The sequence below is a fragment of the Apibacter sp. B2966 genome (assembly GCF_011082485.1).
Classification (GTDB): Bacteria; Bacteroidota; Bacteroidia; order Flavobacteriales; family Weeksellaceae; genus Apibacter.
This window is the reverse complement of record NZ_CP049714.1, coordinates 1,126,629-1,140,777: the sequence shown is the minus strand read 5'-3', so window position 1 is coordinate 1,140,777 and position 14,149 is coordinate 1,126,629. Positions and strand designations below refer to the sequence as shown.

The 14,149-nt window shown below is 33.4% G+C and carries 10 protein-coding genes; 2 read left to right on the top strand and 8 right to left on the bottom strand.

All coding sequences use genetic code 11. The features are described 5' to 3' along the window. Positions 1–101: 101 nt before the first annotated feature. Positions 102–1,976, top strand: coding sequence for an acyl-CoA thioesterase (locus G8C43_RS04895; RefSeq protein ID WP_166004529.1), 1,875 nt, complete (start codon positions 102–104; stop codon positions 1,974–1,976). Positions 1,977–2,319: 343 nt separating this feature from the next. On the opposite strand, the gene G8C43_RS04890 is transcribed toward G8C43_RS04895, so the two are convergent. Both G8C43_RS04890 and G8C43_RS04885 read right to left on the bottom strand, forming a co-directional pair. Further along, the gene (locus tag G8C43_RS04890) at positions 2,320–3,717 is read right to left on the bottom strand and encodes a dicarboxylate/amino acid:cation symporter (RefSeq protein WP_166004527.1); all 1,398 of its coding nucleotides are present in this window, start codon (positions 3,715–3,717) and stop codon (positions 2,320–2,322) included. A 117-nt stretch (positions 3,718–3,834) separates the two neighbouring features. Further along, positions 3,835–4,488 carry a DedA family protein gene (locus G8C43_RS04885; RefSeq protein WP_166004524.1) on the bottom strand — a complete coding sequence of 218 codons (654 nt, stop codon included), beginning with the start codon at positions 4,486–4,488 and terminating at the stop codon, positions 3,835–3,837. A 324-nt stretch (positions 4,489–4,812) separates the two neighbouring features. Here G8C43_RS04885 and G8C43_RS04880 point away from each other — a divergent pair, with 324 nt between their 5' ends. Further along, positions 4,813–5,229, top strand: coding sequence for an Hsp20/alpha crystallin family protein (locus G8C43_RS04880; protein WP_160541821.1), 417 nt, complete (start codon positions 4,813–4,815; stop codon positions 5,227–5,229). 131 nt (positions 5,230–5,360) lie between these two features. Here the strand turns inward: G8C43_RS04880 and G8C43_RS04875 are convergent, their stop codons facing one another. The 6 genes from G8C43_RS04875 to G8C43_RS04850 all read right to left on the bottom strand — a co-directional run bounded on the left by G8C43_RS04875 (position 5,361) and on the right by G8C43_RS04850 (position 14,143). Next, positions 5,361–6,359 carry a homocysteine S-methyltransferase family protein gene (locus G8C43_RS04875; protein ID WP_166004522.1) on the bottom strand — a complete coding sequence of 333 codons (999 nt, stop codon included), beginning with the start codon at positions 6,357–6,359 and terminating at the stop codon, positions 5,361–5,363. A gap of 208 nt (positions 6,360–6,567) precedes the next feature. Beyond that, the gene (locus G8C43_RS04870; protein WP_166004520.1) at positions 6,568–7,083 is read right to left on the bottom strand and encodes a YceI family protein; all 516 of its coding nucleotides are present in this window, start codon (positions 7,081–7,083) and stop codon (positions 6,568–6,570) included. A gap of 330 nt (positions 7,084–7,413) precedes the next feature. Continuing rightward, the gene (gene dprA / locus G8C43_RS04865; RefSeq protein ID WP_166004518.1) at positions 7,414–8,499 is read right to left on the bottom strand and encodes a DNA-processing protein DprA; all 1,086 of its coding nucleotides are present in this window, start codon (positions 8,497–8,499) and stop codon (positions 7,414–7,416) included. A gap of 180 nt (positions 8,500–8,679) precedes the next feature. Beyond that, the gene (gene dusB, locus G8C43_RS04860) at positions 8,680–9,660 is read right to left on the bottom strand and encodes a tRNA dihydrouridine synthase DusB (RefSeq protein WP_166004515.1); all 981 of its coding nucleotides are present in this window, start codon (positions 9,658–9,660) and stop codon (positions 8,680–8,682) included. A 94-nt stretch (positions 9,661–9,754) separates the two neighbouring features. Then, on the bottom strand, positions 9,755–11,038 hold the full coding sequence (locus tag G8C43_RS04855) for a TolC family protein (RefSeq protein ID WP_166004513.1): 1,284 nt from the start codon (positions 11,036–11,038) through the stop codon (positions 9,755–9,757). Between the two features lie 12 nt (positions 11,039–11,050). Next, positions 11,051–14,143, bottom strand: a complete 3,093-nt coding sequence (locus G8C43_RS04850) for an efflux RND transporter permease subunit (RefSeq protein ID WP_166004511.1) — start codon at positions 14,141–14,143, stop codon at positions 11,051–11,053. Between the last annotated feature and the right edge of the window lie 6 nt (positions 14,144–14,149).

Sequence of the window (14,149 nt, the reverse complement as noted above, 5' to 3'; positions counted from 1 at the left end):
GAGTTATTTAAAGGCATAGAACATGTTCTTTATAAGTTTCTTAAGCATTATTTTTGACATTAATAAATTAATGAAACAACATATACTTTAAACTAAAAGTAATGAAATCTAAAATCATAAATTCTTTTTTTTGGGGAAATTCGGTTGCTCTTTCCTGGTTGTGGGGATTAGGACTGTTTTTTTCCGTGCAAATAACTTATTTATTCGGTTTAACAGGTCTATTGGGTTTTGCTTTGTTAAACTCAATCGGATTATTTTTATTTGGTTACGGTACTCAAAAGATTGCCAATCGGGATAAAGGACAAGAATCATTAGAACGTTTTTATAAAAAATGGTATAAGCCGTTTCGCCTCAGTTTATATTTATATCAGTTATTGGCAATTACTTTAACCGTTTTTGCTACTGTAAAATATTTGTTTATTCCTTTGCTTACTTCTTATTGGCCGGGCTGGGATGATGGGGGAAGTATATTACAAATTTTTTCTTTATTACTTGTGGTTTCATTGGTTATTTCTGCTTCCTGTTTACTGGGTGAAGAATTTTCGATTAAATCTATTAAATACTGGCATCTATTAATTGGAGCAGTTTTATTAGTCATAATTGTTTCCTTATTATCTTATTTACAACCTAAAGAAATATACAATTATCAAGCATGGGTAAAAAGTGAAACTCAAAAACCTATTTTCATAGGCTATATGGTTGCCATTTTTGTTGGTTTTTTTGTAGGGCCTTGGCTGGATTTACAACAATGGCAGCGAGCTATACAAATGAGAAAAGAAGAAACCAATATATGTACCGGATATTTTTTCGGATCCGTTATATTTTTTTTCCTGCTTATTTTTCATGGATTAATGGCAAGTTTTGTTTTTAACAGTAATTGGTTTAATCCGAGTATGACATCGGTTGGATTGGGAGGTATAAAATACGGTCATGAGCAAATTGTAAATTATATGATCCACTTTCAATCTACACTTCCCGAATGGGTTCCGCTGTCCTATTATTTATTTATAGTATTCGCAGTATTAACAACTTTAGATAGCGGATATGTTTCTACTCGGTGGTTTGTGAAAGAAGTTTCCAAATCCAGTAATAGTCCTGTTTTGTCCATAATACCTAAAGGAATTGCAGATTCTCCCATCCCTACCTATATTTTGGCGGGTTTAATTACGATATTCTCTGTATTGGCAAATTTTGAATTGGAATATTTTATGGTATTTTATGCCACTTTTTTTGTGGCTTATGCCTCATTAGGTATAGCGCGTTGTTTTGTACCCAATTCACAGCATTCTTTACCTCAAGTGAAACTTTTTTCGATTGGAGCACTTTCATTAGTGGTATTTGCAGGAGGTTATTTTATGCAAATGGCCGTATTGATGATCATAGGCTCAATACTTCCAATACTCTATGTGTTTTGGTTGGTTTTAAATACTGATTTACTACGAGTCGTGAAAGAGAAAGTTGAAGAAGTGATAGATGCTGCGTCAGAAATTCCTGTATTAAAAAATTTATCTAAAGCAACTCATACAGCTATTAATGGGAAAACCTTGGAAGTTAGCACGGGAAGTCATTTTGAAGGTAAATGGTTTGTGCATTCCTTTATGGCAACCTATGCAGATACCAACTCAGTTGGAAATGTTTATTTTGGAGTTTATGCTCTTTGGGTTGGAAAGACGCGCGAATTATTTTTTAATTATGTATTACCCGATTTTAATTTAAAAGATACTACCTATTTAATATTAACACGATCTTTTGAACACAAATACATTACTGAAACTAGAGAATTCGAACGGATAAGCGTAAAAATACGAGCTTCGGAATATAATCGAAAGATTGCCACTTTGGAACATCAAGTTTTCGATTCCGCCGGAAATTTATTGGGTAAAGGAAAACAACAATTAATATTTGTTTCTCCTAAAGATTACCGTTTATTGGATATTCCTCCCGAAGTCATAAAAGCTTTTATGCCTTATATGTAATTTAATACTTCCAAGAATTTCTTAATTATTATAAGGTTGTGAATTATTTTAGTTCAAGCTTTAAAAGAATATAAAATTGATTACTTAAAAACAGTAGGACCTAAAAAAGCTGTAATAAAAAATGATTAATTAATATTTAAAAAAATTCACTCATTTTTATGCCGATCATACTTTTTTCGGTATTAACAATAATTTATCCTACATTCATTGAAAATGGATAATAATATTCAATATATTATAAATAATGAGACATTAATCGGTTGATTGTCAAAAACTAAATTTATATATTTAACGTTTTTGATAAATTTAAATAAAAAATAATAGGTTATAGCTTACTTATAACTTAGGCTTTCTGAACATTTTCTTCTTCCAACAACTTTTTTTCTGCTCCTTCAGGATCAAACTCTCCTTCCCATCGGGCAATTACAGCAGTAGCTAAACAATTTCCAATAACATTTACCGTAGCACGAGCCATATCCATTAACGTATCAATTCCTAATATCATTAAAATGGGCCATTCTTGCAGATTAAAAGTACTTGCCGTACCCATTAAGATAACTAAAGAAGCACGAGGTACTCCGGCTACACCTTTGCTGGTTACGATTAAGGTAAGTATCATAATTAATTGGGTAGTAAAGGATACATGAACCCCCGTTGCTTGTGCTACAAATATAATAGCTAAAGATAAATATAAAGTAGTTCCATCTAAATTAAAGCTATACCCGGTCGGCATTACAAAAGCAATCACTTTTCGAGGAACGCCGAGTCTTTCCATCGCAATCATGGCTTTGGGTAGAGCAGCTTCAGAACTAGCCGTTGAAAAAGCTAAAAATGCCACATCTTTGATTTCTTTAATGAATCGTTTTATAGGCATTTTTATAAGTAAAGCTATCGGAAGGAATACGATGAGAACAAATACGATGAGAGCACCATATAGAGTTAATAACAACTTAATAAGTGGGATTAAGGCATCCAGTCCCATATGTGCAATAGTATAAGCCATAGCGCCCAAGACACCGAAAGGAGCAAAATACATGATGATATTAGTAAATTTAAACATCGTATCGGCAAGACTGTCTGTAAAATTTACTAAATACATTCGCTTTTCTTTGGTTACCATTATAAGGGCTACTCCAAATAAGATACTAAATATGACGATTTGTAATACTTGCCCTTCTGCGACAGACTTTGCTATATTTTCAGGGAAAATATGCAGTATAATATCCTCCCAAGATTGAGATGCTACTTGTGGTAATTGTTCATGGGCTATATTTATTTTTTTCGTTCCTACTCCTGCTTGAGTGAGGTTGATGGCTGCTAATCCGATAAAAAGCGCAAAGGTAGTAACGATCTCAAAATAAACCAGAGATTTCCAACCCATTCTACCTACTTGTTTAATATCTGAATGACTGGCTATACCATGAACTAGGGTTGCAAATATCAAAGGCGCAATAATAGTTTTAATCAGCTTAAGAAATACTTTACTTAATATATCGAGTTTTCCGCTAACTCCCGGAAAATCATACCCTAAACAAGCACCAACTAGTAACGCTACAAAAATCCATATGGTTAAATTTTTCTTTTTAAATGCAAAGATGATTATTGAAATCATAAATAACCAACGACAAGCGAAAAAAAGATTTTCCGGAATAACTCCAAAAAAGTAGTTGATCAGGTACAGTGCGCCTGTAATAGTAATAAAAATAAAAGGGAGTATATTAAAAAAACGAGATATATTCATGTAAGTTTATGATTTTTTATAAAATTTTACGAAATTATTACCCATTTATAGATAATAATTTAACAAATATATTAAAATAAAATTTTTTATAAAAACTCTTACATGAATATTAGCATTTTATTTATCCTTTTTAACAATAAATTTATTACGTAAAATTTCTAAAATGGCAGGCAAAATAGATACTACAATAATTAAAATCATTAATAGAGGTAAATTATTTTTAACCCATCCAATGTTGCCTACAAAATATCCCAAGAATAAGAAAATAAACACCCATACAACGCCTCCTATAATATTATAGGAAATAAAGTATTTATAACTCATACGTCCCATTCCGGCAACAAAAGGAGCAAAGGTTCTAACAATAGGAACAAAACGAGCTAATATAATGGTTTTGCCTCCGTGTTTTTCATAAAATTCATGAGTCTTTTGAAGATAGCTTTGCTTAAATATTTTAGAATTGGGATTACTGAATAGTTTATGTCCAAAATATTTTCCTATCTCAAAATTAACCGTATCTCCAATAATAGCTCCAACCACAAATAATAGGGCTAATAAAAAGATGCTAAATTCATCACTGGAAGCAGCAAGAGCTCCAGCGGAAAATAATAAAGAATCACCGGGTAAGAAAGGAGTAATTACTAGTCCGGTTTCACAAAAAATGATTAAAAAAAGAATGGCATAAACCCAATTTCCGTAGTTGCGCATTAATTCATCTAAATGAACATTTATATGAAGAATAAAATCAACTAAATAGTGTAAAGTTTCCATGAATAATATTGATACTGGTTATTTTAATAAAAACTAATAAAAAATAGTAAAATTTTTAAATTAAGATTGCAAATATAGTAAAAACGATCAGGGAAGTTAAATGAAATAAAAAATAAAACACTTTACCATAATTCTTTTTTCGTAATGACAAAATGTCGTTAAAAAATATTATTTAATTCAAAAATAAGACAAAATGACATTATTTAAAAATTTGCTTTTTATCTAAAAGGTTTTGTTTTAATAAATTACAATTTTTTTTAAGTATTTGGTCTGTAATTTGAAAATCATAAAACATAAAAAATCTTAAAAAAATAAATAAAAGTTATGGCAGATTTAATTAAAAGCAACAACAAAAGTTTCGGAAATTTATTAGATGAATTTTTCTCAAATGCTCCTGCATGGAATAGAGCAGAAGTAAAATTTCCACCTGTAAATATTTCTGAAGATAAAGCCAATTTTGAAGTGGATTTATACGCTCCGGGATTGAAAAAAGAAGATTTTAAAGTTAATTTAGAAAAAGGATTACTAACGATTAGTTATGATAAAAAAGCTGAAACGCATAATAAAAAATCTCACAGAACTGAATATTACCAATCCAGTTTTAAACGTAGTTTTACTTTAGATGACAGTAATATAGATGCAGCCAAAATACATGCTACCTATCATGATGGAGTTTTAAAATTGGTTTTACCTAAGAAAGAACAAACAGAAATTGCACCTAAACAAATTGAAGTAAAATAAAATTTTACTTATATATTTACCTATCAATATTTATAGTTAGTTAAAGGGGTTAAAGTTTTTATGCTTTAGCTCCTTTTTTATGGGTTGTAGCGCGGAAATAAATCTATATAAACAAAACTCATAAAAACCCATTATTTGGTAAGAGGTATTATTCGAGGTGTATAGTTTGAAGCCAATTCACTAAAAAGCTTAATATGTTCAGGAGTCGTTCCACAACATCCACCCAAAATATTCACCAGCTGATTTTCCAAATATAATTGAACTTTTTCAGCCATCATTTCCGGCGTTTCATCATATCCGCCTAAAGGATTGGGTAATCCGGCATTAGGATAGGCGCTAAGGTAAAAAGGTGCTTTATTAGCCAATATTTCCAAATATTGAAAAAGTTGTTCAGCACCCAAAGCACAGTTTAATCCAATGGACAATAAAGGTAAATGTGATAAAGAAACTAAAAAGGCTTCCGTCGTTTGTCCGGATAATGTCCTTCCCGCCGCATCAGTAATTGTGCCTGAAGCCATTAGGGGAAGTTTTTTACCGGTTTTATCGAAAGCTTCCTCAATACCAAAAAAAGCAGCCTTAGCATTTAAAGTATCAAAGATAGTTTCAACTAAAAGAATATCCGCTCCGGCTTGAATAAGAGATACTGCTTGTTCTTTATAAATTTCCGCTAAATAATCAAAATCTACCTCACGGTAAGCAGGGTCATTAACATCAGGAGAAATAGAAGCGGTTTTTGAGGTCGGGCCCATGGAACCGGCAATAAAAAGAGGTTTTGTGCCATTTTTGTTCCAATATTCCTCTCGGGCCTGTTTAGCCACTTGAACAGAAGCAAAATTAAGCTCATGTACCCAATCCTGCATATCATAGTCAGTCATGGAAATTCGGTTCGAATTAAATGTATTCGTTTCGATAATATCAGCTCCTGCCTCAAAATATTCCAAATGAATATTTTTAATAATATCCGGTTGTGTAATGGACAACAAATCATTATTTCCCTTTAAATCTGTTTTCCAATCCCTAAATCTAGTGCCTCTATAATCTTCTTCATTTAATTTATAACGTTGAATCATGGTTCCCATGGCTCCGTCTAAGATTAGAATCTTATGTTTAATGAGTTCTTCTATTTTCATGTTACAAGTTACCTGCATACAAAAGTACATAAAACATTATAAGTTTCTTAAAATTAGAATTCTTATAAACGCTTTGTGTATACACTTGTAATTAAACAGATAAATACAATTGAATAAATAAAAAGGATCGAAATAAGAATATCAAGAGTAGTATATGAGCAAAAAAAACAGACTGAATTTAAATTCAGTCTGTTTTTTACTATTATATTTATTGAGCGATAAACTCTAAATTTATTTGCAATTTAACTTCATTGCTCACTACCAAACCTCCGGCTTCAGTCATTTGACTCCAGTTTAAACCGAAATCTTTACGATTTAATTTTCCTGTAAATTCAAATCCGGCTCGTTGATTATTCCATGGATCTTTGATGATTCCTCCAAAATCTGCATCTAAAGTAATTTCTTTACTTACGTCTCTGATAGTAAGGATGCCCGTGATTTTATTGTCTTTAACACCCGAATTACTTGTAAAAGTCAATTTAGGGTAGTGAGAAACGTCAAAGAAATCTTCTGATTTTAAATGTGTATCTCTATCAGCAATTTTTGTATTGATAGAATCTACATCGATGGAAAAATCAAATTTTGCATTTGAGAAATCATCACTTTCAGATTCTATGGAACCTTGAAATTTGGTAAATTCTCCGGTTACGGTTGATATTACCATGTGCTTTACTTTAAAGAAGATCTCGGAGTGAGCGGGATCAGTTAACCATTTTGTTTTCATGTTACCTTTTTTTATTAGTAATGAATAATCTTTTAACTATTGATACTTATAGATCAGATATATTTAAAACATATACTGTACCATATATAAATAAATGATAAGGATAATGGTTATTATTTTTTAATCGATTTCTTGAAAAGAAATTAGTAGAAATTTTTTATCATTTTTCCAAAGTAGTTGTTTAGGATGTAATAAATAAATAATTTAAGATTCCGAAAACATTTACAATGATAATAAGTGATTAGACCTTATTTTCTCTTTTGATTTTTTTTAAATTTTTCGGGGATGGGCACTATTTATTACTGATATTTTTTAAAAATAAGTAGGAGATCAAAGTAAAGAAAAATATTTTCCGGGTAGGGTTTCAATGATGTTTTTAAGTTCTAATTGTAACAAAATCGGCATGAGTTGAAACGTAGGTAAACTTAATTCTAAAGATAAGGCATCAATTTGCAATTTTCCTTTACGTTTTAACAATTCAATAATTTTTAATTCTTGATCTGTGAGATCAATCCATAATTCTTGTTGTAAATTTTTTATAGGAGCTTCTCCAAATAAGGATACCACATCTTCAGGTCGGGTGAGTATTTGTGCTTCTAAGTTTCTGATAAGCTGGTTGCATCCCTGGCTGCAAGCATCAGTAACTTTTCCGGGCAAAGCAAATACCTCACGATGATACGAATTAGCAAATTTTACAGTGGAAATGGCTCCGCCTCCGTATCCTGATTCTATAATGACCGTTACAGAAGACAACCCGGCAATGATACGGTTACGCTGTATAAAATTAGCTCTTTCGGGTTTAGTATTAGGTGCAAATTCACTAAGGATTCCTCCGTTTTGTACCATTCTTTCCGCTAATCCTTTGTGCTGTGGTGGATAAAGAGTAGATAGGCCGTGAGCAAGTACTCCCAGAGTGGGAATGGCAAGTTCATTAGCTTTCTTATGAGCGCATCCATCCACTCCTAAAGCCAATCCGCTGACAATATTGATTTTTTTGTTTTGAAAGCTTTCTACTAATTTTTTTGTAAAATTTTCGCCGTAAGAGGTCATTTTACGAGTCCCTACTATGCTTACTGCGGGTAGCTTCCAATTTATAACACCTTTATAATAGAGCATTACAGGAGCGTCCGAACATTCCTTTAATAAAGTAGGGTAGGAATCATCCCATAAATGCACTATTTGAATATTATTAGTAATGCAATATTCAAACTCTTTATAAGCTTGATCTAAAAGCGATTGATTACCTAAATGTTGAATGGTTTTATGACCTATATGATACACAGAAAGCAATTCTTGAGAAGTTGCAGACCAAACATTTTGTGCGCTTCCGAAATGGCTTATTAATTTCTTAATCGTCATATCGCCGATAAGAGGACATATTCGTAAGGCAATAAGATGTACAATTTCCTGATTCATTAGTAGATAGCTTTATCAATAGTCTTGATAAAGATAAAGAAAAAATATCGATGTAAAAGAATTTATGGAAAATGTGACGGCTATATTTTTATAAATTAAATTAAAAATTCAACCTTATCATCAGATTTTAGTAATAATAAAAATTTACACAATCAGGTAAACCATCAATTCAAATAGGAATTAAATTGCTTGATCAGCAAGGAGGTCGTCAAATATTTGGTTCAATTCTTCTAATGTTAGAGCTGAAAGCAATTGAGTTTTATAGATTTTAAAATTAGGAATTCCCCTAAAATAATTAGAATAATGTTGACGCATTTCTAAAAGGCCGGTGCGTTCACCTTTCCATTCCACTGACCATGTAGCATGATTTTTAACAGCTTCAATACGTTGTTGCAAATCGGGCGGTGGAAGCTCTTCTCCGTTTTTCAGATAATGTTTAATTTGGCTGAATATCCAAGGATTTCCAATAGCAGCTCTTCCAATCATGATACCGTCAACTCCATAGGTCTCTTTATATTCCTTCGCTTTTTTAGCAGAGTTGATATCACCATTGCCAAAAATAGGAATTTTAATTCTTGGATTATTTTTAACCCGCGCAATATGAGACCAATCGGAGTGCCCTTTATACATTTGAGATCGTGTTCGTGCATGAATAGTCAGTGCTTGTATTCCTTCGTCTTGCAAACGTTCAGCAATTTCATCAATAGTAATGGAAGATTCATCCCAACCTAAACGGGTTTTTACGGTTACCGGAAGATGAGTACTTCGTACAACAGCTCGAGTTAAACGAACCATCAAATCAATGTCTTTCAGCACTCCCGCACCTGCTCCTTTGCAGGCAACTTTTTTAACCGGACACCCAAAATTAATGTCAACTAAATCAGGTTGTACAGTTTCAACTATTTTGGAAGATAGAGACATAGCCTCTTCGTCTCCGCCAAATATTTGTATTCCTATAGGACGTTCGTAATCGAATATATCAAGCTTTTTCTTACTTTTTATGGCATCTCGTATCAGACCCTCTGAGGAAATAAATTCGGAATACATGAGATCTGCTCCATGCATTTTACACAAACGACGGAAGGGTGGGTCGCTAACATCTTCCATAGGTGCCAAAATAAAGGGAAAGTCTGGTAATTCTATGTTTCCTATTTTAACCAATTATTTAAAATTTTTGCAAAGATATAATCTGCCATTTAAAATACCTAAGGTCTGTAAAAAATACAAGGGTATGAAAAGATTATCGGGTTGAAAATTAAAAATTTATATCCCAAATACCTACAGTTCTTTCCAATCTTACTAGTGCAGAACAGAAATTATATAAGGTTTGATAATAATTTTCCTGTACATCATTATACGTTCTTTGTGCGTCTAAGACTTCAAGAAGAGACGTATTACCTCTTTTATAGGAGTAAATTTTACCTTCAAGAATGGCCTTGGACTCGGAAAGCAAACCATTGGAAAACTGCTGCATTTGTTTTTTGGTATTTACATAATTTTGATACGCCTGAGTAACTTCTGTTTGAATTTGAAGTTCTACTTGCTTATATTCTAAATCTGCTTGTTGAATGGTATAATGTGCTGTTTGCACTTCCCCTTTTCGGTTGTTTAAAAAACGAAGAGGTATGGAAAGTCCGGCTGTTACACCCGTATGATACGGAGAAGGCGCTTCTTCATTGGTAGCTTTTCCGTTAAATTGCATTCCGGCATTAATTCCTAAATCCATTACCCGATTGGCTTTCGCTAACTTCAGCATTTTTTGTGAAACTTCTTTATTTTGTAAAGCAGCTTGTAGATCGGCACGATTATTTTGTGCGGTTGTTATCAAATCAGCTAAATCAAAATCTCTGTTAAAGTCGGTAAAATTGCTGTTAGCCGTATATAAAGTATCTTTTTGAGATTTACCCATTACTAAATTTAAGGCATATAAAGAGTTTTTCCATTCCGACTCGGCTTTAAAGACTTCATTGAGCATAAATTGAGCTTCCAACTTACTTTGTTTAGAATCTGTTAGAGTAATATCTCCTAATTTATATCGAATGCTGTCGGATGCGGCTAAATTGGATAACGTTTTATAAGAATTGAGTTGTACATCCAACAGGTTTTTATTTTGAATACATTCCAAAAACTGCAAAGAAGCATCCGCATATAAATTTCGCAAATAATCTTGTAACAAATAGCGATTTAAATCAACTTGACTTTTAGCTAAGTCGATACGGGCTTTTCGTTTTCCTCCCAGCTCTATAGTCCATCCTAAGCCGGTTTCCAAATTGTTACCCATATGTTTTTGGTTGCTGTTTCCTTCTATGTTCCATTCCACATCAGGAATAATTTTCGCATTTTCAACCTCTGCTTCAGCGAGATTTACCGTATATTTTTGTGCAGCATATTCCAAATTGTTATTCTTAACCTGCTGAATAAAATCAATATAGTTCAGTTGTTTTTTAGCAAAGGTGGTATCGACAACTTGAGCCGGTACTATTAACGGTATAAACAGGAGGCAGATGAATATCGATAGAATCGTATACTTTGATTTCATAAATTTCAGATTTTAAATTTCTTCTGTTTGTTCATCTTTTCCCCATTTGTTTTCAATAATATAATATAGAGCCGGTAAGGCAAACAGGGTAATAACAGTTGAAAATAATAGTCCATAAACAATTACGGTAGCCAAAGGTCGTTGTACATCCGAACCAATACCCGTAGCTAAAGAAGCCGGGAGCAAACCTAAAATAGCCACTGTTGCGGTCATTAGTACCGGTCTGAATCGATCTTTTGCACCCAATAGTACCGCCCGGAGAAGTGTTTGTCCTTGTTTTCGTAAAAAGTTTATATGCGAAATCATAATTACGCCATTTTGTATAGCTACTCCCGATAAAGCAATAAATCCAACTGCTGAAGAAACATTTAAAGTCATGCCCCTTACATTTAATGCTAACATTCCGCCAAATAAAGCCAAAGGAACAATGCTCATCAGCAAACCGGCTTGTCTGAAATTTCCGAAGGCACTATATAATAAGATAAACATAATTCCCAAAGACAAAGGAATGATAAAGGCCAAACGAGCATAAGCCCTGTTTTGGTTCTCAAATTGCCCTCCCCATTTGATATGGTATTTTTCGTGATTATATTTTACTTCTTTTTCTATTTTATGTTGTGCTTCTACTAAGAATTTACCTAAGTCTCGATCTCGCAAATTAATTTTTACCGTTAAATGCCTTTTATTCATTTCTCTCGTAATGGTACTTTCTCCGGTACTTAACTTGATATCGCAAACTTGTGATAGTGGTATTTTGGCTCCTGTTTCAGAAGTAAGCATCAAATTTGAAATTTTATCAGGCGTATTTCTGCTGTTTTCATCGTAACGACAGATAATATCGTAAACTTTATTTCCTATAAAAATTTGAGAAATGGCTTTCCCGCCAATGGCTACTTCAATAAGTTCTGCAACATCTGCTACATTTAAACCATATTGAGCAATTTTGTCCCTGTTTGCAATTATTTGAAGTTGAGGTAGGGGCGGTTCTTGATCGATAGCTAAATCTACTGCTCCTTTAACAGTTTTTAAAGTTTTCATAACATCCTCGGCAATTCTTCGGGTTTCCCCGAAATCATCTCCGTAAATTTTTACTACCAGCTCACTATGAGCTCCGGATATTTTATCCATTACCCCATCAATCATAGGTTGAGAAAACCCGACGGTAAAACCGGGAAGTTTTGAATATTCTTTTTCAAGTTCAGCAATAAGGTCGTATTTGGTTTTTCCTTTTTTCCATTCCTTGTAAGGCTTTAATCCAATAGAAACCTCAAAATGAGATGCCGTCCATGGGTCGGTACCGTCGTCATTTCTACCGGCTTGTACCGTGATATAAGTTACTTCATCATATTTCATGGTACGTGCGCGTAGCGTGTCACTTAATTCTTTAGACTTTTCAACGGAAATACCGGGCGGCAGTTGAACTTGAAGCCATATAGACCCCTCATCCAAAGGAGGCAGAAAATCTTTTCCAACATAAAAAGCCAGTAGAAAAGTAACTCCCAGTAAAATACCTAAAGGAAGAAATATTTTTTTCGGAGCTTTCATAATCCTTTGTATGTTTATAAAATAGCGATCGGTCAGCTTTTCCAGCCATTTATTATGATAGAGTTTTTGGGGTTTTTTGTATATAAAATAGGCCAATCCGGGAATCAATAATAAGGCAACGAGCAGGGCACCAAATAAAGCATAGCTGACTGTAAAAGCCATCGGAGTAAATAATTTTTTTTCAACTCTTTCGAAGGCAAAAAGAGGCAGATAAGCAGTTATAATGATGATGGTAGAAAATAAAATAGGTTTTGCAACCTCGGCAGCCCTTTGTGCAATCGTTTTTTCTTGCAATTCTTCATTAGGTTCTTCTTCTCGTTTCCGCAATATGGTTTCCATCATAACGATGGCACCGTCTACAATGATGCCGAAATCTATAGCTCCCAAAGAAAGCAAATTTGCCGGAATATGTGTGAAGTACATCAAGATGAAAGCAATAAGAAGGGAAAGAGGAATGGTTACGGCAACCAATAAAGCACCTCTCCAACTTCCTAAAAAAACAATTAGTACGACAATAACCAATGACATCCCTTCAAACAGGGTGTGCGAAACAGTATTCAAGGTGGTGTTCACCAATTCGGTTCTGTCTAAAAACGGATGTATTTTTACGCCTTCCGGTAAGATTTGAGTATTCAAATCGTTTACTGCTTCATGAACTCCTTCTAAAACCTTAGATGGATTTTGTCCTTTTAATAAAAGTACGATTCCTTCAATACTCTCAGAATAGTTTCTTTTTTTATCTGTATAACCTAAAATTCCTTTTCGTTCAATGTTTCCGTATTTAAGCTTTCCTATGTCATTTAATAAAATAGGAACTCCATTTTCCGATTTGACTACTATTTTACCGATATCTTCCAGGTTTTTAACTAATCCGATTCCACGAATAACATATCCTAAATCTCCATGAGGCAAAATACTTCCACCTGCATTAACATTGTTATTTTCAATGGTTTTAATGACTTCTCCTAACGATAATTGATACTGATCGAGTTTTTTGGGATCCAGCTCAATTTGAAACTGGGTAGTAATTCCGCCGAAATTTGTTACATCGGCAACTCCTGCTACTTGCTTAATTCGTGGAATAATTACGAAATTTTGCAGATCGGTCAATTCGCGTAAATCGTGCGTTTTACTTTCAATAATGTATCGATAAATTTCTCCAATAGGTGAAGTTAATGGGTCTAATTCGGGAGTTGCTTCATAAGGTAATTCTACATCATTTAATCGTTCTTGTATTCTCATCCTCGCCCAATAATCATCTACACCGTCTTCAAAAACGATGGTAATAATGGAAAGTCCGAAGGTGCTTTTACTGCGCATTACATGCATTCCCGGAAGACCGTTTAGGGCCCGTTCCACCGGAATAGTTATTTGTTGTTCTATTTCTTCCGCCGCTAATCCGGGAACTTGGGTAACCACTTGAGACGTTACATCGGCAATATCCGGATAGGCTTCAATGGAAAGGTGCTTCCAGGAATAATACCCGAATAGGGCAAGCATAACAAAAAGGGCAACCAGTACCCAACGTTTGTGTATAGTTGTTTGAATAAGTTTATTCATGTTTTT